The organism is Chroococcidiopsis sp. CCNUC1 (assembly GCF_023546805.1).
GTDB lineage: Bacteria > Cyanobacteriota > Cyanobacteriia > Cyanobacteriales > Chroococcidiopsidaceae > Chroococcidiopsis > Chroococcidiopsis thermalis.
This window is the reverse complement of record NZ_CP097480.1, coordinates 2,429,902-2,450,910: the sequence shown is the minus strand read 5'-3', so window position 1 is coordinate 2,450,910 and position 21,009 is coordinate 2,429,902. Positions and strand designations below refer to the sequence as shown.

The following is a 21,009-nucleotide window of genomic DNA, read 5'->3' as shown; positions in this document are numbered from 1 at the left end:
GCGTGGAAATTAATGCTTGACTAACTATTTGGAAATGAGAACAACTACACTACGCTCTTTGACAGGGCAAACATTGCCTGAAACCAAGATTTCTTTCCCTGACTCCATGATGTCCATCGGGGAAGGTTCCGCAGTATCAATGACTTTGTACCAATTCCTACCCTGAATTAAGGGAGTTTCAAATTCTAAAGCATCCCAGTACATATTGAACATGATATGAATATCTGCTTCTCCTTCAAAACCGCCTAAAGTCAAGGCAAGAACTCTAGAATGAGGATCGTACCATCCTGGATTAAACAACTTTGTGCCGTGCCAAGACATATCTGCTAAACCACGCTCGTTGACATCGCCACTGAAGAACTGGGAACGGCGTAAGGCAGATTGACAATAGCATTTGCGGAACTCGATCGCCAGCTTAAAGAATCTGAATATATCAGCATTCTTCTCTACCAAACTCCAGTCAAACCAACTAATCTCACTATCCTGGCAGTAGGCATTATTATTGCCTTGTTGAGTACGTCTGACTTCATCGCCAGCCACAATCATCGGTACGCCCTGCGACAACAGAAGAATAGCTGCAAAGTTTTTAATCTGTCGCCGACGCAATGCATCAATTTCTCTATCTTCAGTCTCCCCTTCAACACCACAATTCCAGCTCAAATTATCATTAATGCCATCGCGATTACCTTCGCCATTAGCTTCATTGTGTTTATCGTTGTAGGAAACCAAATCGCTGAGAGTGAACCCATCATGGCAAGTGATGAAATTAACGCTATTAATAGGTAGATGCCCACTAGCTTGATAGAGATCGGCGCTACCAGCAATTCGCCAAGCAGCAGATCCTGCTAATCCTGAATCTCCCTTGACAAAGCGTCGGATATCATCTCGGTAGCGTCCATTCCATTCTGCCCATCGATAACCAGGGAAGTAGCCAATTTGATAAAGCCCAGCAGCATCCCATGCTTCTGCAATAATTTTGGTATCGGCTAAAATTTCAGATGTTTCTATGTGCCATATGACTGGTGGATGAATTAAAGGTACTCCATCTTGACCTCTGGCGAGAATAGAGCCTTCGTCAAATCGGAAACCATCAACGTGCATTTCCTTCACCCAAAATTCTAGGCAATCTACAATTAACTTTTCCACCATAGGATGGTTACAGTTAACAGTATTTCCGCACCCAGAATAGTCCATGTAGTAATACTTGTTGAATGGTACTAGGTGATAGTAAATGCTATTGTCCAGCCCTTTAAAGTTAATCGTAGGACCGTCATGGTTGCCCTCGTCCGTGTGGTTAAAAACTACATCCAAGATCACCTCAATCCCTGCTTTGTGCAGTGCCTTAACCAGATCTCGAAACTCTCGGATCTGGCTCCCTATTTCTGGCGAGGTACAATATGAACCTTCAGGTGCAAAGTAGCTATGTGGATTGTATCCCCAATAGTCTCTTAGTGGCTTACCGTCAACCTCCCGAAAAATGTTCTTTTCATCAAAGTCAAAAATTGGCATCAGTTCAACAGCCGTGATCCCCAACTCTTTTAGATAAGGAATCTTCTCGACAATTCCAGAGAAAGTACCGCAGTGTTGACAGCCTGAGGAGGGGGACTTAGTAAATCCTGCAACATGAAGCTCATACACGATCGTCTCACTCATGGGTCGGTTAAGGGGGCGATCGCCTTCCCAGTCATAATCCGATATATCAACGACTACGCTACGCATTGAGGTAGCTATATTATCTTTTGTCCCTATAGCATCAACGCGGTTCCAAAGCGTATTTGTATTTCCCTTCGCGTATGGATCGAGCAATACCTTATTTTCATTAAAGCGATGTCCTGCTTGTATGTCCTGAGATCCACTAACTCGATAAGCGTAGTAAGTGCAAGATTTCAACCCCCTAACATAGACATGCCAAAAGTGGAAAGTTTTATTTATCCTGGGATCTAATTGAATAATCTGTGCAGGTTCAAGATCGTCATGGTTCTCAAATAGCAAAAGTTCTACAGATGTGGCATGTTCTGAAAAGATCGCAAAATTGACTCCTTCAGAATTTGGTGTTGCACCCAGGGGATGTTGGCATCCTGGCTCCAATTGATACTTAGTCTTCGCTAGCTCAAATTGCTGTGTAGCTGTAGTTAGAATCATTATTCTTCCTGACTATTTTTTTACGACATTTACTGATTCTGTTCAGTAATTGAAGGTTCAGTAAAAAACCTGAAAATTTGCAAAAACCACTTCTGACGCAGTATTCATTTGACCTAACTTCATTAGATTAGCCTGAAGTTTTTTGTTAGTCGTATAGCAAGAAAAAACAAAAAAAATGGACGATCGGGTATTGCTTTGTTCTCGATAAATTCAGTTTCGATCGCTTGCTTGCTCAAGCTTCGGCATCTTGGCACGATACTTAAGCGTTGTGCAAAAGACTATTGAGTTTTAGCCGATGTTTGATACTGAAAAGCTTATGTAACATGAAGTAAGAACACAATGGTTGAACTTTCGGAGCTAGTTTGCATTCTTTAGGAACCACTCAGTCTTAGGTTATTAACGTTATAAAAGCTATTTTTTTATAAGCATCTGCTAACAAGCTTAATGACTGGTTAAAATCAACGTGAATTATAAAATATCTTGAAAAATATTGATGTAGAATTTGACAAATAACTTGATTTTTAAAAATTTAAAATTAAAACGATCGCGATCGAGTCAAAGTTGTTTAAACATTTCTATTTGAAATACAAGATTAAGCTTCAGTTATTTGATACATTTTTATATTTTTACATATGTTATCTAGTTAAATATAGTTATGAGGGATTTTGTCGTCAAACCTTAAGGAAATATTAAATAAAATATTGAGTATTGAAATCAAAATAATACAAACTTAATTCTAATTTTTGTCTCTTCTCTAAAAAAAAATTGATAAATATACTTCGGATGAGTTTAGGATTTTTAGTGTGTCTGGCTAAAAAAAATGCCTTGGCAAACAAAAGCAAAGGCTATATATCTTTGAACGAGTTAAAAAATTGATGTTGGTAGTTATAGAAAATACATGGATTGAAAGCCTAGTCAACGTTGTTACTTTCCTCAAAACAGAAATTGTTAACTTTGAGATCGCTAGCCGCTTTGCTTAGAAATCTTATAACTCGATCGTCATAAATTGAGAAAATATGAAGAATAGGTTTCGCAGCCGTCGTCGCTTTCTGCAAACTACTGCACTTATTTCTGCTAGTGCTGCCCTAAGTCCCCTAGCTAGTATTTATCGCGCGAGCGCCCAAGATCGAAATGTTCCAGATGAAGCTGTAGAAGCTCTAGTCCTTGGTAGCGGTTTTGGCGGAGCGATTACGGCTCTGCGCTTGACACAAGCTGGGATTAGAACATTGATGATAGAGCGAGGAATCCGCTGGCCTATCAGAGATGATGGAAATACTTTTGCTACTTTTCAACAAATAGATGGTCGAGCTGCCTGGTTAAGTAATACGACATGGAATGGAGTTCCCGTCGATCCGTTTACAGGAGTGCTAGACTTTTCTCAGGAAAATGGAATTAATATCTTGCATGGGGCTGGCTTTGGAGGTGGATCGTTAGTTTATAACGCGATTACTTACCAACCCAGGCGCGAAATCTTCAGCGGTATTTTTTCTCCTGATGTTGTGGACTATGATGAATTGGATGCAGTTTATTATCCGCGCGTGCGATCGCTCCTACAACCCGCAAGCATTCCTGATGATATTTTGGCAAGTCCTTACTACGATCGCGCTAGGTTATTAATCGAACAAGGAAATAGAGCAGGCTTTGCTACATATCCATATAATCTTGCAGTAGATTGGAATATAATTCGCCAAGAAATAGAAGGAACAAAGATACCTTCTGCAATTCTAGGTAATCACTGGTACGGCATTAACAGTGGGGCTAAAAATAGCCTGGATCGTAACTACCTATTTCAGGCAGAGCAAACTGGATTATTAGATGTTTTAACATTACATCTAGCTACAGATATTACTGAAGTACCTGAATATGGATACAGAGTTTTATGTACTCAAATTGACACATCAGGAGCAGTCGTTGCTCAGAAGTCTTTCACCTGTCGCTATTTATTTTTAGCAGCTGGTTCTATTGGAACTTCCAAGCTTTTAGTTAGATCTAAAGCAACGGGCTTATTACCAAAATTAAACGATGAAGTTGGCAAACATTGGGGAGGTAATGGAGATGCGATTGTAACTCGTAGCAACTTATCGCCGTCTGTATCTGGTAAGGGAGGACCAGCATGTGTAGTTTTGGAACACCTAGATAACCCTCTTGGTGCAACTGTTCTTGAGGATATTCCAGATGCAAATGCAGCTGATGGTACGCTACAGTTACTCGCTTTAGGTATACCTCGACAAACAGGGACATTTACATATAACGCATCTACTGATTCTGTCCGCTTGAACTGGACTCAAGACAATGCTCAATTAGATGCTGTCAAGTTAACTGCTCAAATCCTTGACGAGAAAAATACGACCTCTACCAGTAATCCCACGTCAGAATTTATCAATTCCATCTCTGGGCATCCTCTGGGAGGAGCAACACTAGGAAAAGCCTGCGATCGCTACGGGCGCGTCGCTGGGTATAAACGTCTTTATGTCATGGATGGAGCCATGATTCCTGGCTATACAGCTATCACAAATCCTTCCTTTACTATTGCGGCTTTAGCAGAACGCAATATAGAAAAAATCATTGCTGAAGATCTTGGATAGTTTACGATAGCAATTCTCGATTGTGCGGATGACATTTGTAGGGGCGCGAGCGAGAAAGCGCCCCTACCAGACATGTATTGCATCCAATTGAAAACCGCTATAGTTTTGCATTCTGTAGTTGCCGTCTAGATTGTCATCGCTAGCCAATGAATATTAACTCTAGTATTGAGGCAGGAAAGATATGACCCGAGAAGAAGCAAGATTGCAACAAGTTCGCGATTCCCTTCGGGATAGCTCCGCTTCACGCACCGCTCACTGGCAGCGTTGGGGACCTTATTTGAGCGAACGACAGTGGGGAACCGTGCGAGAAGACTATAGTGCGACTGGGGAAGCCTGGGATTACTTTCCTCACGATCGCGCCCGTTCTCGCGCTTATCGCTGGGGAGAAGATGGAATTGCTGGGATTTCTGATAACCACCAACGCCTTTGTTTTGCGATCGCCTTGTGGAACGGAGAGGATACCATTCTTAAAGAGAGAATGTTTGGTCTCACGGGAAATCAAGGCAATCATGGGGAAGATGTCAAAGAATATTACTTTTATTTGGATAACACCCCCACGCACTCCTATATGAAATGCCTGTACAAATATCCTCAACAGGCTTTCCCTTATCAGCAACTTGTTGAAGAAAATCAACGCCGAAGTCGTCAGGATTTAGAGTTTGAATTGCTCGACACAGGCATATTTGCAGGCGATCGCTACTTTGATGTTTTCATTGAGTATGCTAAAAATTCACCAGAAGATATTCTGATTCAAGTCAGTATCATTAATAGAGGAGCGGAAGCAAAAACTCTACATCTATTGCCTACACTCTGGTTTCGGAATACTTGGTCTTGGGATTCTCACCAAGAACAACCGATTCTCAAAGCCGTTAAATCCGAGTCCGATTTCAGTATTATTGAAGCTATCCATCCAACATTGGGAGATAGATGGCTGTATTGTGACGGAGAAACAGAACTGCTATTTACAAATAATGAAACTAACTTTGAGAAATTATTTGGAACTAGCAATGTTTCTCCCTACGTCAAAGATGGAATCAACGATTACATAGTAGAAGGTCGAAAAGCAGCAGTCAACCCAAATCGAATTGGCACTAAAAGTGCGGCTCATTACGCATTGTTAATTGGAGCAGGCGAAACCAAAACTGTGCGGCTACGCCTAAGCGATTCGCCGAGTTTAATTCAGCCTTTTGATACTCAATTTGACGAAATTTTGCAAACTCGGCTTTCGGAAGCAGATGAATTTTATCATCGAATTTGTCCATTCTCCATTTCAGAAGATGAACGCAACGTCCAGCGACAGGCGTTTGCAGGTATGTTATGGAGCAAACAGTATTATTACTATGTCGTCCATGAGTGGCTGAAGGGCGATCCCCAAAATCCGTCACCACCAGCCGAACGACGGCATGGCAGAAACCGTGAGTGGATTCATCTATTTAACGATGACATTCTTTCGATGCCAGACAAGTGGGAATATCCTTGGTTTGCCGCTTGGGATTTAGCTTTTCACGTGATTCCACTAGCGGCGATCGATCCAGACTTTGCCAAGCGTCAGTTGAGTCGCTTGACGCGGGAATGGTACATGCACCCTAACGGTCAGCTACCAGCTTATGAATGGGCTTTTAGTGATGTAAATCCACCCGTTCACGCTTGGGCTACCATGCGCGTGTATCAGATTGAACGTAAAATGTACGGTCGTGCCGACACGAATTTTCTAGAGCGGGTGTTTCAAAAATTATTACTGAATTTTACGTGGTGGGTGAATCGGAAAGATGCTGAAGGCAATAACGTCTTTCAGGGTGGCTTTTTGGGATTAGATAATATTGGTGTCTTTGACAGAAGCGCCGAACTTCCCACGGGTGGACATATCAATCAAGCAGATGGCACGAGCTGGATGGGGATGTATTGCCTGAATATGCTGGCGATCGCTCTGGAACTAGCAAAAGTAGACTCTACCTATGAAGATATTGCCAGCAAATTTTTTGAACATTTTCTCTACATTGCTGATGCAATAGATGGCATTGGTAAGACGGAAATATCCCTTTGGGATGAAGTTGATGGATTTTATTATGATGCATTGCATCTACCTAATGGCGATCGGTTGCCGTTAAAAGTACGTTCGATGGTAGGACTCATTCCGCTATTTGCCGTTCAAACCTTGGAACCAGAAATGTTGCAGCGTCTCCCTGGTTTCAAACGACGGATGGAATGGTTTATTAGAAATCGCCCAGATCTACGCCAAAATGTTGCTTGCATGGAATCACCCGGAGTAGGGGCAAGAAGACTGTTGGCGATCGCCTATCGTGAAAAACTCCAGCGCATTCTGAAAAGAATTTTGGATGAAAGCGAATTTTTAAGTCCCTACGGTATTCGTGCAGTTTCCAAATTTCATGAGTCTCATCCCTACGTTTTTGAAACCAATGGATATCAGTATCGCGTGGACTACGAGCCAGCAGAATCTAGCACTGGTATGTTTGGCGGGAATTCTAACTGGCGCGGTCCAGTTTGGTTTCCCGTCAACTACTTAATTATTGAGTCGCTGCAAAAGTTCCATCACTACTTTGGAGATGACTTTAAAGTAGAGTGTCCTACTGGCTCCGGTCGCATGATGACACTTTGGGAAGTTGCATTTGAATTGTCACAAAGGCTAGTGCAAATTTTTCTGGAAGATTCGTCTCACAAACGACCCGTCTACGGTGGGATTGAAAAGTTCCAAACCGATCCTCACTGGCACGACCTAATTTTGTTTCACGAATACTTTCATGGCGACATCGGTGCGGGAATTGGTGCTAGTCATCAAACTGGCTGGACGGGATTAGTCGCCAAACTGATTCAACAGTGTGGAGAATATCGCGATCGCCGCACGAGCAACTCTAAATGCCCAGAAGCACAAGCCCAACCTTTAACAGTTTCGTGACTGAAAGCATTGCCCAATCTATAACTTAACGAGTTGAGGAACCTGAGATGAAACGTAGGATTGCCAGTAGCAGACCCAGTGCTATCCCTGCTTACGTCGCAGAACTGGTAGGCACAATGTTAATGATATTCAACGGTCTCTCTTGGGTTTGCTGGAATTTTAGCCCAGAATCCCCAATCGTCAAGTTAATCCCCAACCCTAATGTGCGCTTATGTCTCACAGCTTTATGTTTTGCTGGGGGAGGAACAGCGATCGCTTACTCGCCATTAGGCAAACGCTCTGGAGGACATCTCAATCCCTCAGTCACTTTGGGCTTCTGGCTGATGAAAAAAATCTCTACCCGCGATGCCGTAGCATACGCTTTTGCGCAGGTTATTGGTGCTGCGATCGGTGCTGCCTTAGTACTCGTATTATGGTCTGACTTTGCTCGCAGCGTTCATCTGGGTGCGACTCTGTTGGGGAAAGGAGTATCGCCAGTCATGGGTTTTGGGATTGAAGTTGGCATTACATTTTTGCTGATGTTGACAATTTTAATCTCAGTTAACTCGTCCATTATGCCTTGGACTGGTGCGATCGCCGGGGCGCTAGTTGCTTTTCTGGTATCTACCGAATCGCCACTGACTGGCACTAGTCTGAATCCAGCCCGCTCTTTTGCTCCAGCTGCCCTGATTTCGATTTGGCAGGATCAATGGATTTACTGGATTGCTCCACCTCTTGGGGCTGCTTTAGCTGCACTCCTGTACCGACAGGGGATTATTGGTACTGGAAAATCCTACTGTAGCAAGCTTTTTCACGCATCAGACATTCCCTGTCACCATGCTAACTGCGGTTATTGCAGCCCCACTAAAGTTGATGTTTTTCGGACAACAAGGAGAAAGTTATGAAACTTGAAGGTAAAGTTGCACTCGTGACTGGTAGCAGTCAGGGGATTGGCAGCGCGATCGCCGTCCGCCTTGCCAAGGAAGGAGCAAATGTGGTCATTGACTATCGCTCTCATCCAGAAGGCGCAGAAGCTACGTTAAAACAAGTAGAAGCAACTGGACGTAAAGGTTATATCGTTCAGGCAGACTTGGGAGTAGTTAGTGATGTTCGCAGATTAGTTACTGAAAGCATTCAATATTTTGGTCAACTGGATATTTTGGTGAATAATGCTGGAGTTGATGGTAAGAACACTGATTTCTGGGACGTTACCGAAGCTAATTATGACGCAGTGCTGAATGTTAACTTAAAAGGTGCGTTTTTCGCTACACAGGCGATCGTGCAACATTTGATTGAAACTAAACGCAAAGGCAAAATTATCAATATTAGTTCCGTGCATGAAGAACTGCCTTTTCCGCATTTCACGCCCTACTGTGCCAGCAAGGGTGGGTTAAAGATGGTTATGCGAAACTTGGCAGTCGAACTAGGTTCGCTGGGAATTACAATTAACAATGTAGCCCCAGGAGCAATTGAGACTCCCATCAATACTAATCTTTTAAATGACCCCCAAAAGCTAGGAGCGTTATTACAAAATATTCCTTTAGGGCGTTTAGGGAAACCAGAAGATATTGGACCTGTGGTTGCTTTTTTAGCTTCATCTGATGCCGACTACATCACTGGTTCTACCTTTTTTGTTGATGGTGGACTGCTGTGGAACTATCACGAGCAGTAAATCGCTGTGTATTGCCAAAAGAGGCGATCGCGTTTACCCTCGCTCCCATCGCATTTAGATAAAGCATAACGGAATTTGTAGATCGGAGCGAGGTTCACAACACAAACAAGTACATCTTACATACATTTTTTACCATGCGGAAAATAATTGCACTCTTGTTTAGCTCTACAGTGTTGGTTTCTTGCAGTCATACCAAGCTAGACACTCCATCTACCGTGTCCGAGCATGTGAATCTTGTGTCCGATCGCTCTATAGTCACTCCTCCACAAGAAACATTACCAGCAGCGCATACTATCTCACCAGAAAAAGTCCTGCAAAGTGACAAATATAGTGAGGGAATTGTTTTCGATCGCCAGGGCAATTTCTACTTTTCCCAAACTAAAGCAGGAACGATTACGATTGTATCGCCTGATGGCTCTAGTCGAATTTGGGCTAAGGTTCAAGGAGTTAACGGACACAAAATTCTGCCCGATGGTTCTCATATTGTTGCTGCCAAAAATTCGGTGCTACAGTTGGATGCTAATGGCAATCCCTTAAAAATAATTGCCGATCGGTTTAACGGCAAACCATTAATATATCCCAATGACATCACTGTCGATCCGCAAGGAGGTTTTTATTTCACCGACTCTGGCGACTCAAATCCTCAGAATCCCAATGGTGCAGTCTACTACGTCAATGCCGCAAGTCAACTCAACCAGGTGGCTAGCGGACTTGCTTTTGCAAATGGAATTGTCCTCACCCCAGATCGTCAACGTCTTTTTGTCAGTGAAAGTAATAAAAATATAGTAGCTGTCTACAATGTGCTAGCGCCAGGAAAGCTGGGGGAAAAAAAAGTATTTGCTTTACCAGTCAAACAACCAGGGGAAATCGATAACAAGCCTGATGGTTTATGCTTGGATGCTGCGGGAAATCTCTATATAGCTCACTATGGTACGCGCCATGTAGAAGTACTGAACTCCAGCGGGCAGTTAATTCGTCGGTATGCGAGCGGTAATCTGACTACTAGTAATTGCGCTTTTGGTGGAGCGAATTTAAAAAGTCTTTTCGTGACTGGTGGTGTTGAAACAGAAGCAGGTCAAGGAGGTATTTTTCGCCTAGATCTAGGCGTGCAGGGGTTAGATATCCGTCCTCGTCAACCAGCAATTACTACGACTCAGAAAAATGACTGAAGCTCTAAATGCTATAAATAAGTTTTAAGTCAGCTTTTCTAAGTCAAAATATGCGATCGCACTACTTCATTCTATTCGGTTGAGGACGAATAAAACAGTTTCTCTCCTAGCTCATTTATCCATTTTTGAGCGAGCTTGCTAGCTAAAAGATATTCAATCATAAATGCCATTTATTTTAAATTTAGTTTGACTAGGAGATCGATTTAATATATAAAAAACTTACATAAGACTAAAAACAAGAAGTCTGATTTCACATATTTTTAAGCGCTTAACTCGAACGGTTTTTGTTGATAAATATAAAACTTAAAGCCAAACTATAAATTTATAAAATCAGATCTTTTTGTTTATAGAAACCGTGTAGAGACGTTACATGTAACGTCTCTACATGTAACGCCTCTAAACAGAAAACGTTCACAATTTAATTTAGATTGCTATATAGAGACTTTATAAATAAAATCTAAAGAAGACAACCTTGCCCCGAAACTTAAATCATTGTAACTATGCTGTCTGGTTGATAATCTTACATTAGATTTCTTGCATAGAGCTGATTTGGGATCGCGCAAAGCTTACTCTTGCTAAACGCAAACGCTCTCATCCGCGCAGTATTCTCGCAGAGTAGATCGCGATTTCATACTGAGAAGAATCTCTCATGAGCGATCTTTAAATCTTTTTAAGTTCGAGATTAAACGCTGTAAGCCGAGTGTATTGACAATTTTTAACGAAGAGGAAAATTAAGTCAATCGGTGACAAAAAACAAAGCTATTTGCCACTGAGTAAACATATTCTACTAGAGGTTAATTATGTCCTTCAGCCGAGCTAGCGGAGTTTTGTTGCATCCCACTTCCTTGCCAAGTCAGTTTGGCATTGGAGACTTAGGTATAGAGGCTTATCGCTTTATTGACTTTTTAGCGGATAGCGGACAGCAACTATGGCAGATATTACCATTGGGACCTGCGGGAAAAGGTAATTCTCCTTACGCCTCTTATTCAGCAATGGCAGGAAATCCACTGCTGATTAGTCCAGAATTATTAGAGAAAAAAGGCTTATTAGAAAAAGCTCACTTGGCTCATTTACCTGAGTTTAATGCTGAAACTGTAGACTTTGAGCAAGCGATCTCAACAAAAATACCAATGCTGCGAAAAGCTTGCTCGAACTTTGAAGCAAATGCTACATCGTTTGAAAAACAGGAGTTTTCAGAATTTTGCGATCGCAATGCTTACTGGTTAGATGACTACGCTCTATTTATGGCACTCAAAGATGCTCACCAAGGTGCTAGTTGGAATCATTGGGAGCCAGCGATCGCTAGAAGACAGCCAGCCGCGATCGAACAATGGCAGCAACAGTTAAGTACGGGTACTTTTTACTATAAGTATCTTCAATTTGAATTTTTTCAACAATGGTCAGAACTAAAACGTTATGCCAACCAACGCAGCATTCAAATTGTAGGAGATATTGCTATTTACGTAGCACATGATAGTGCTGATGTCTGGGCGCATCCCGAAAATTTTTGCCTAGATCCAGCGACAGGTGAACCAGCACTGATGGCAGGAACACCACCAGATTACTTCAGTGCTACAGGACAACTGTGGGGCAACCCAGTCTATAACTGGGAAAATTTACAGCGGGAGAACTTCGAGTGGTGGTTGCAACGCTTTAGATCCATTCTTAACTACGTAGACTTAATTCGCATCGACCACTTCCGAGGCTTCCAGGCTTTCTGGGCAGTGAAACAAGGCGAAACCACTGCCATGAATGGAGAATGGATTGAAGCCCCTGGAGAAGCTTTCTTTAAGGCACTTAACGAGAAGCTAGGTCACTTACCGATTATTGCTGAGGATTTGGGAACGATTACACCCGAGGTGGAGGCGTTGCGCGATCGCTTTGAACTTCCTGGGATGAAAATTTTGCAATTTGCCTTTGGCGACGACACGCAAATAGAAAAACGCTTTTTACCGTTTAGTTATTCACACAATTGTGTCGTTTACACGGGTACTCACGACAATGACACGACTGTAGGCTGGTTTAACCAGTTATCAGAACAAGCACGAGCAGCCGTCCGGTTTTATTTGGGTTGTACGAGTTCGGAGGAAATTCATTGGGATTTAATTCGCTTGGCGCAAAGCTCTGTTGCAGATCGCGCAATTACCCCCCTTCAAGATATTTTGGGATTGGGTACGAACTCTCGCATGAATTTTCCTGGTAAAGCAGTAGGAAACTGGGGTTGGCGATATCAACAGTCTAATTTAACACCTCAGTTGCGCGATCGCCTCAAAAAGATCGCTGAAACTTACGGTCGAACCTCTATTCTTCAAATTTCTGACTACAAATAATGACACCTCACAAATTTCCCATCGTAGCTACTTTAATACTTTTTGTGTTAGCCGGATTATTAGCATATTTCGCCCCTCTTCCCAATAGAAATACTTCTAAGGGTATGGTATTTGGCAGGCATTAATTAAATACAGCTCCATTTAAGGTTAAAAATAAGTAGCTGTATTTCTGACAATATGTCTCTATTAAAAATGTAAATCTTTCACAAAAAAATAGAGATTTTCTATGGAAGCTCAGTACAAAGCAAAGTCAAAAAAAATATGAACTTACTACAAAAATTCAACCGTTTCCTCTGAGCTTTGTACTCGATAAAATGAAATTGAACTACTAAACATTCGATCTCGCTACAATTATCCAGTCAATAAATAAGCACAAAACAAGGACATCTAACTAACATGATACCCAGATCCCTTGGAGGTAAGAAAATCGCGGTTCTTCTCGAAAGTGAATTCATTCCTGAAGAAATTGAAGCGTACCAGCAACGCTTTTCGGAACTAAAAGCAACGGTGCATTTAATGTCTAGGCTTTGGGGTCAACCAAGCGTCCGCTTCTTCAGCGATGAAGATACAGGTGCTACACCTCGAACTATAGAAGTGGATATCGATTTTCAAAATGTCGATCTTAACGACTACGCGGCTGTGATCATGTCTGCCAATTACACCAGCGTGCGTCTGCGTTTCTTCCAACCACCTGAGGGTCAACCAATCGGTGGCGAACAAGTTCGCACTTCGCCAGCAGTGCAATTTTATGCTAAAGCTATGGCGAATCCTAAGATTGTCAAAGGGGCGCTCTGTCACGGATTGTGGATATTAACACCAATGCCAGAGTTACTTAAAGAACGACGAGTGATCTGTCATGAGGTCGTGCTTGCAGACATCATGAATGCTGGTGCAATTTACGAACCCTCACCCACAGGGGTAGTTGTAGATGACGACCTGGTTACTGGTCGATCGCGACACGAAGTATATCCATTTATAGACGCTATTACCGAACGAATCCAACAAATTTCCTCAGCGACAAATCTCTTCTCAACCAAAAAAACTGCTACTCCCCTTGCAAGAGCAAGAGCTGCTAGCTAACTATTTCAAAAACAAATTCACATGCAGGAGATGATTCTATGAGAAAAATACTGACAATTCTGTCAGAGTACGGCTACTGGGGTGAAGAACTAGTAGGTCCTCTGGAAACCTTTGATGCAGCAGGATACCAAGTTGACTTTGCAACTCCGACTGGTAAAAGACCAGTGGCGCTTCCTCCCAGCTTAGATCCTACTTTCGTTGACCCTCCTTTAGGTCGGGCAGTCGTATCTGAGGAGATGGCGGAGAAAGTCAAGCGATTAGAAGATCCAAAGAATCCTCGGCTAGATAATCCAATCATCCTTTCAGAATGGTTGCCCGATCGCCCTTATTGGAGTGCTGAAAAGTTTCTGCGAGAAATGGAAGCCTACAACAACGCGATCGACGAGGTGCAGCAGGATCTAGTGCAATATGATGCTCTGTTGATCGTAGGTGGTAGCGGTCCAATCGTCGATTTGGTCAACAACCATAGAGTCCATGACCTGATTCTCGGTTTTTACAAGCTGGGTAAACCGATCGCTGCGGAGTGCTATGGCGTAACTTGTCTGGCTTTTGCTCGCGACCTGGTAGAACGCAAGAGTATTATTCGAGGTAAACACGTCACAGGTCACTGTAAGGAGTATGACTACTTAGATGGAACTGGGTTTGTTGGTAGCGATCTTAATATGGGTCCACCTCCCTATCCCTTAGAGTATATCCTCAGTGATGCAACAGCTCCAGATGGAGAATATCACGGTAATTTTGGCAGAGAGATTTCTGTAATTGTGGACTATCCATTTATCACGGGACGGTCTACCGCAGATTCTTACACAACTGGTCAGAAGTTAGTAGAAGTCCTAGAGAAAGGGCTAAGACGGTATGGATGGTAAATCTCTAAGCGATTTCTGGCTTTGTAATAACTGCGCGATCGCTACCAGCAAATAGATTATGCCCAAGAAAACGAAAATTATGGCTAACAGAAATGGGCGCTTTGCGATTATAGAACAACTGCTTGCAGATGGCATACAATACATGTTCGGCAACCCTGGCACAGTCGAGCAGGGATTTCTGGACGCTTTAAGTCACTACGAGCCTGAATTCAAATATGTCTTTGCCTTGCAAGAGACGATTGCAGTAGGTATGGCTGATGGCTATGCCCGTGCCACCAAAAAACCAACAATTGTGCAACTACACAGTGGTGTTGGATTGGGAAATGGAATTGGCATGATGTACCAAGCGATGCGCGGTCATGCGCCACTAGTCGTGCTAGCTGGTGAAGCAGGCATTATGTACGATGCAATGGATGCTCAGATGGCATCTGACCTTGTGAGCATAGCCAAGCCCGTGACTAAATGGGCTACGCGGGTTGTCGATCCTGCTTCTCTTTTACGAGTTTTGCGTCGGGCAATTAAGATTGCTGGTACACCACCAATGGGTCCTGTCTTCGTTAGCCTGCCAATGGATATCCTTGATGCTCCTAATGAAGAAGAAGCGATCCCAACTTCTTTCCCAATCGCGCGAGTCACCCCCGAACCAGAACAGATCGAACGAGCCGCAAGTATACTAGCTACTGCAACCAAGCCTTTAATTGTGGTAGGTGACGGCGTGGCTTTTTCAGATGCTCAAGCTGAATTAATCCGCGTTGCCGAACTAATTGGCGCTCAAGTATGGGGAGCAGATTCATCGGAACCAAACATGAGCGCTACCCATCCTCTATTTGGAGGATTGCTCGGGCATATGTTTGGCGAAGTTAGTCGCCGCATCACCTCCCAAGCAGATGCAGTGTTAATTTGCGGTACTTACGTTTTCCCTGAAGTCTTTCCTGTACTCTCTGATGCTTTTGCTCCCGATGCAAAAGTGATTCACATTGATTTAAATGGTTATGAGATTGCAAAAAATTTCCCAGTAGATCTCGGGCTGATGAGCGATCCGAAAACTACCCTTGCAGCTCTAGGTACAACCTTGGAATCAATGATGACTCCCGAACAGCAGCAGGAAGCATTTCAAAGATCTATTCGGATAGCTGAAGCTAAAAAGCAGCAATTAACGGCTCAGCTTGAGGCTGATAAAGCTGTCTGCGACTCAGTACCTTTGCATCTGTCGCGTTTTACACGAGACTTGGCTCAGCACATACCACCAGATACGGTAATCTTCGATGAAGCAATCACTAACTCTGAAGAACTTTGTCGTTACATTCCCCCTACAACTTTGGGATATTATTTTCAAACGCGGGGTGGTTCCCTTGGTGTTGGTATTCCAGGTGCAATTGGTTTAAAGCTGGCTAATCCAGATAAGACGGTTATTGGTTTCACTGGTGACGGTGGCAGTATGTACACCATTCAGGCATTGTGGACTGCTGCACATCACAACATTGATGCTAAATTTGTCATCTGCAACAATCACAGTTATCAAATACTCAAGCTCAATATTATGCAATATTGGCGCGAACGAGGAATTGCAGAACACGATTTTCCAACTTCTTTCACCATAGGCAATCCAGACATCCGTTTTGATGAGTTAGCGCGGGCTATGGGAGTTCAGTCTATACGGGTTGAACAGCCTGACGAGATCGAATCAGCCATCCAGAAAGCATTAGCTTACAATGGACCCTTCTTAATTGACTTAGTACTGACCAATGAGGTTGCAGGCTCAAAAATTGGTGTTAAGTGCGGTCAATAGCAAACCAGTGTTTCTACATAATCATCGAGAGGAAAAACCATGACATTAAGCAAGATCGCAGCTCTATCTCAAGTTGAAGTACAGCAATTAGCAGCGGATTGGTATTCAAAGTTAGACGTTCACGCACCACTTGAGGAATATATCCCCATGTTGGCTGAGCAAGGCTCAGAAATGTGCTTTCCTGAAGCAACTGTCTACGGCTTTGATGGATTTAAAGATTGGTACGAGCGCGTGATTGGTATTTTTTTCGACGAAGTTCACACCTTAAAAAAAGTTCAAGTGACTCCCAAAGGAGATAAGGCTGATGTCAAAGTGGTGGTGAAATGGGAGGCTAGTGTGTGGAATCCACCAGCAGCAAAAAGCGATCGGATTACTCTAGATGCTTACCAAACTTGGGTAGTGCAGCGATCGCCTCTGACAGGAAAAGCAGTCATTGAGACGTATATTGTAGACTCTCTTGATTATTATGAGGGGTCTGCTCGGCTTTAAGGCAAAATTTTCTACTTCCATCATCAGCATCCGCGATCGGTGGAAGTGGAATTTTCAATAGAAGAGTGTCATAAGAGATAATTTCTCGAACTATTTCATCAATCCAGTTTAACTGCAAATCAAAAGAGGTCAGACAATGGTAACTTCAACAATTTCTCCTGGGCGCAAGTTTTTTAATACTCATCTAGAGACGATCGCAGCCGGAAAAGTCGATGAGATGGTAGATAGAGATTACACGGAAGACGCTGTGTTAATCACCTATTTCAACGGCTTTGCTGACATGCCCGCACCAATTACAATTCAAGGTCGTGAAAACATTAAACAGTTTTTTCATAAATACATGAAAGCGATCGGTCATATCGATCTCAAGTCGCTTGATTTTACTGAGACTGAAGATACTATTTTCTTCCAAGCTAATTTCAATAACGATCTTGGTTCAGTGAATGCTGGAGATGCTTGGATGATGCGCGACGGCAAAATTGCTTATCATTTTGGTTTTTGGATTTGGGCTTAGTCTGAGCCATACTCTGTTCCTAAAACTTGCTTGCGTTCTCATCTCCTGCATAAAGGATTACTATGAAAACACCAATGGAACAACTGCTATTGTCTCCGATGAGCAAGCTCTACAAAGAGCATATCGGTTTCATTAAAGCAAAAAATGTTGAAGGATTGCTCGACCAGTATGCCGAAGATCTTTTACTAATTAGTACCCTAACTGAAGATCGCCAGCCGCTCTATATCCGTGGGCGACAGCAGCTCAAGGAATTTTTTGAAAGCCGCATCTTCAGTTTAGAAGATTTGGAAGTCTCGCTGAATCAGTGGGCAGAGACTGAGAATACGCTGATGATGGTAGAAAGTCTCAAAACTCGCAGCACTAGCGGTGAGGTCGGCAATGTTGAATTCTACGACAATTGGTATTTGCAAAATGGTAAGATTGCTATTCACTTTGCTGGAGTCATTCAGTATCCAGATAGCACGTATGCTAATGCAGGAAAGGTCGGAGCAATTCCTGCATCTCCTTTAGGTAAGCTCTATAAAGAGCATATTGGTTTTATCAAAGCCAAGAATGTCGAAGGATTGCTCGACCAGTATGCCGAGGATCTGCTACTAATTAGTACCCTGACTGAAAATCGCCAGCCGCTCTACATCCGTGGACGACAACAGCTCAAGGAGTTTTTTGAAAGCCGCATCTTCAGTTTAGAAGATTTGGAAGTCTCGCTCAACCAGTGGGCAGAGACTGAGAATACGCTGATGATGGTAGAAAGTCTCAAAACTCGCAGCACTAGCGGTGAAGTTGGTGAAATGAGTTTCTACGATAATTGGGTATTGCGTGATGGCAAAATTGCCGTTCACTTTGCTGGTGTCGTTCAATATCCCGATGGGTCATACGCATAAATACGTTTTTGTCCAGCTTTAGTAAGGATCTAAGTTATGGCTTGGCTCAAATTTTCTCAGATGGCAATCAGCTGCCAAGATCCAATTGCAACTGAAAAATTTTACACGAAATATTTCGGCTTCCAACGCGCTCGGGTCGCACCACTTGGCAAGGAACAGATTGTGTTTCTGAAATTGGGTGATATGTATCTTGAGCTGATTCAAGCAAAGGAAGAATCTCCTGCTTACCAGATTCGTAACGATGGACCCGCCTACCCAGGCTGGCGACACCTGGGCTTTCAGGTCGATAATGTCGATGCTAAGCTAGCAGAAATGGGTAAGGATGCCAAAATTTCTCTAGGACCGCTCAACTTTGATGAGTTTATCAGTGGATGGCGATCGGTTTGGATTACCGATCCAAACGGTAACATTATCGAAATTAGTCAAGGATACACCGATCAGGATAATCCGCCGTCTTTAGAGGCGAATGAAGAAGTTGCTTCTATTTACTGAAAATATAAACACTGGCACATAAGAGCAAGATAGTCAAATCAAAAGATTGTCAACTTGCATCGAAATTTCGATCCTTGCGTCAGTGTTTTTTAGTCCCTAAGCTGAAAGGCATTCTAACGAAGAATCAGAGCTTGCTTTGAGCTACTCAAGAGATGTAGGCACTCTACATGAGCATCAGTTGATTTAGTTAACAGTAAAAGGAGCCACTATGGATTTACAAAATAAAGTAGCAATTGTTACGGGAGCCAGTAGCGGCATTGGAGCGGCGATCGCCAAGAGTTTAGATGCGGCGGGGATGAAGCTGTTGATTACAGCGCGATCGCCAGAAAAACTGGCAGAACTCGCCGCTCAAATGAATAATGAAACGGCGATCGTACCTGGGGAAATAACCGATTCTGAATTGCCACAACACTTGGTTGATGTAGCTTTAGAAAAATTGGGTCGTCTGGATGTTGTCATCAACAATGCAGGTGTAATGCATATGATGTCAATTGAGGATGCAGACATCGAAGCTTTGTGTAAAATGATTCGGATTAATTTTGAGGCTGTAGTGCGAATGAGCTACGTAGCACTGCGGCATTTTAAGCAACAGGGTAGTGGCTATATCATCAATATGTCTAGTATTTCTGGACTGAAAACGACTCCCAAGTTAGCGGTTTATGACGGTACTAAACACGCCTTAGAAGCTTTTACTGATTCCTTGCGGATGGAGTTGGCTGGTTCTGGTATTGGTGTTGCCACAGTTGAGCCTGGTGCAGTTGCTACTAACCTGTACGACTCTTGGAAATCGCGTGGGATGAAAGGTTATGACGAGCTGGTGCCAAACCCACTTCAAAGTGAGGATGTGGCTCGTTGCGTTCGATTTATTCTAGAGCAACCAGGTAATATTCTGATCCCTAGACTTTTAGCTGTACCAGTAGCTCAGCCAGTGTAGGTGGACTTTTACTGGTATCAACAAAAGTAGTAGGGTCTGTTTTAAAAGGTTGTAGTTTATATAAGTAGGTGAGAGTAATGCTAATATCTCTCACCTTTTAAGTATCTGGTATGTGTCAAAATTAACTTTTCCACAGGTATTTTATAGGATTTATAGGGCAAAGAACAAGTGAAATAATTATTTTTACTCTATAGTTAAAGCTATTAATTTATAAAATTTTATTAACTAATAGTCATTAAATAGAAATAATAAACAGCAAAATAATTCTAACATTAAACAAAATAAAAGTCCTTGCTCTTAAATAATTTAACCGATAAATTTAAAACATAGAGTTTCACCCTTACAAATAAGGAAGAGAAACGAGAATAGACAATGAAAGCAAGTACTAACTTTACAGATATTCTAACTCAATTCCCTCAAGTTAGAACATTGTGGTCGAATGTAAATGTTACAGATTTTGGACCTTACTACGAAGCTTTACAAGCACGACTAATTGACCGTGTTTGGCATGATGAATTACTTAAGCAAGAAATACTGATCGATCCAAAAGCCGTTTTTGAAAGAGAATCAGATATTACATTTCCTGCGAATGTAGAAGTTAGAGTTTTAGAGGAACCTGAGGATACATTTTACTTTGTGATTCCTGCAACTCCGCGAGCAGAAGAGCAATGGTATCGGTACGAACAACTTGCTACTTGGTGGATGTTGGGTCATACTTGGTGGACGACATACTATTATCTTTGCGGTGCTGAGAAAGCCAGAGCTTACAGAGAGAGCTTGCAAGCATTGTGGATCGCTCGTATTTGGACAAATGAGGCTTTCCATGAGAGAATTACATCTAATCCAAAAGCTACGTTTGAAGCAGAAATGGGAGCAGTCTTTCCTCCCAATTTGAAGATTCAATCCCTACAGGAAACTTCAAATCTCATTTATTTTGTACTACCTAAAAACCCGCAAGTTAATCAACTAGACGAAAATTCTACGATGGGACAGTGGTGGCAAGTATCCCATACATGGTGGTGGTGGTTGGTTAATTTACGTTTCCGGCAGCCAGCAAAGAACACGGTGACAGGGATAGTTAGCTAAACGAAAAGCTATTTTGCTATGTCGATCGCTTCTGCGTCTCATTTTTAGAAAAACACATTTTCAGAAAAACAATTTTATGCAAAATCT

16 protein-coding genes are annotated in these 21,009 nt (G+C 42.6%); 15 read left to right on the top strand and 1 reads right to left on the bottom strand.

The features are described 5' to 3' along the window. Nucleotides 1-24: 24 nt before the first annotated feature. Complete coding sequence (glgX, locus tag M5J74_RS11410) at nucleotides 25-2,142, bottom strand: glycogen debranching protein GlgX (RefSeq protein ID WP_250016693.1); 2,118 nt, start codon at nucleotides 2,140-2,142, stop codon at nucleotides 25-27. Nucleotides 2,143-3,158: 1,016 nt separating this feature from the next. On the opposite strand from glgX, the gene M5J74_RS11405 reads away from it, so the two are divergent. The 15 genes from M5J74_RS11405 to M5J74_RS11335 all read left to right on the top strand — a co-directional run bounded on the left by M5J74_RS11405 (nucleotide 3,159) and on the right by M5J74_RS11335 (nucleotide 20,922). Then, nucleotides 3,159-4,727, top strand: a complete 1,569-nt coding sequence (locus tag M5J74_RS11405; protein WP_250016692.1) for a GMC oxidoreductase — start codon at nucleotides 3,159-3,161, stop codon at nucleotides 4,725-4,727. 181 nt (nucleotides 4,728-4,908) lie between these two features. Continuing rightward, nucleotides 4,909-7,641 carry a glucosidase gene (locus M5J74_RS11400; RefSeq protein WP_250016691.1) on the top strand — a complete coding sequence of 911 codons (2,733 nt, stop codon included), beginning with the start codon at nucleotides 4,909-4,911 and terminating at the stop codon, nucleotides 7,639-7,641. Between the two features lie 47 nt (nucleotides 7,642-7,688). Next, nucleotides 7,689-8,525 (top strand): MIP/aquaporin family protein, encoded by an 837-nt coding sequence (locus tag M5J74_RS11395; protein ID WP_015154225.1) that lies wholly within the window; start codon nucleotides 7,689-7,691, stop codon nucleotides 8,523-8,525. After that, nucleotides 8,522-9,292 carry a glucose 1-dehydrogenase gene (locus tag M5J74_RS11390; RefSeq protein WP_015154224.1) on the top strand — a complete coding sequence of 257 codons (771 nt, stop codon included), beginning with the start codon at nucleotides 8,522-8,524 and terminating at the stop codon, nucleotides 9,290-9,292. Before M5J74_RS11395 ends, M5J74_RS11390 begins: the two co-directional genes overlap by 4 nt. Before the next feature lie 134 nt (nucleotides 9,293-9,426). After that, nucleotides 9,427-10,461: an SMP-30/gluconolactonase/LRE family protein gene (locus M5J74_RS11385; RefSeq protein ID WP_015154223.1), complete on the top strand. Its 1,035-nt coding sequence runs from the start codon at nucleotides 9,427-9,429 to the stop codon at nucleotides 10,459-10,461. Between the two features lie 800 nt (nucleotides 10,462-11,261). Continuing rightward, entirely contained in the window at nucleotides 11,262-12,791 is a 1,530-nt protein-coding gene (gene malQ / locus M5J74_RS11380) for a 4-alpha-glucanotransferase (RefSeq protein WP_250016690.1), read from the top strand. 396 nt (nucleotides 12,792-13,187) lie between these two features. Beyond that, entirely contained in the window at nucleotides 13,188-13,871 is a 684-nt protein-coding gene (locus M5J74_RS11375; RefSeq protein WP_015154221.1) for a DJ-1/PfpI family protein, read from the top strand. A gap of 38 nt (nucleotides 13,872-13,909) precedes the next feature. Beyond that, a complete protein-coding gene (locus M5J74_RS11370) occupies nucleotides 13,910-14,737 on the top strand; it encodes a type 1 glutamine amidotransferase domain-containing protein (RefSeq protein ID WP_015154220.1) in 828 nt (275 codons plus the stop codon). Nucleotides 14,738-14,816: 79 nt separating this feature from the next. Then, nucleotides 14,817-16,526, top strand: a complete 1,710-nt coding sequence (locus tag M5J74_RS11365) for a thiamine pyrophosphate-binding protein (RefSeq protein ID WP_250016688.1) — start codon at nucleotides 14,817-14,819, stop codon at nucleotides 16,524-16,526. A 39-nt stretch (nucleotides 16,527-16,565) separates the two neighbouring features. Further along, nucleotides 16,566-17,015 (top strand): hypothetical protein, encoded by a 450-nt coding sequence (locus tag M5J74_RS11360; RefSeq protein ID WP_015154218.1) that lies wholly within the window; start codon nucleotides 16,566-16,568, stop codon nucleotides 17,013-17,015. A 136-nt stretch (nucleotides 17,016-17,151) separates the two neighbouring features. Beyond that, on the top strand, nucleotides 17,152-17,529 hold the full coding sequence (locus M5J74_RS11355; protein WP_015154217.1) for a nuclear transport factor 2 family protein: 378 nt from the start codon (nucleotides 17,152-17,154) through the stop codon (nucleotides 17,527-17,529). 62 nt (nucleotides 17,530-17,591) lie between these two features. Further along, complete coding sequence (locus M5J74_RS11350) at nucleotides 17,592-18,410, top strand: nuclear transport factor 2 family protein (RefSeq protein WP_199317086.1); 819 nt, start codon at nucleotides 17,592-17,594, stop codon at nucleotides 18,408-18,410. A 36-nt stretch (nucleotides 18,411-18,446) separates the two neighbouring features. Then, nucleotides 18,447-18,902 carry a VOC family protein gene (locus M5J74_RS11345; protein ID WP_015154215.1) on the top strand — a complete coding sequence of 152 codons (456 nt, stop codon included), beginning with the start codon at nucleotides 18,447-18,449 and terminating at the stop codon, nucleotides 18,900-18,902. 208 nt (nucleotides 18,903-19,110) lie between these two features. Continuing rightward, nucleotides 19,111-19,836, top strand: coding sequence for an SDR family oxidoreductase (locus M5J74_RS11340; protein ID WP_015154214.1), 726 nt, complete (start codon nucleotides 19,111-19,113; stop codon nucleotides 19,834-19,836). A 372-nt stretch (nucleotides 19,837-20,208) separates the two neighbouring features. Further along, the gene (locus M5J74_RS11335; RefSeq protein WP_106166593.1) at nucleotides 20,209-20,922 is read left to right on the top strand and encodes an NHLP leader peptide family RiPP precursor; all 714 of its coding nucleotides are present in this window, start codon (nucleotides 20,209-20,211) and stop codon (nucleotides 20,920-20,922) included. Nucleotides 20,923-21,009: the final 87 nt, after the last annotated feature.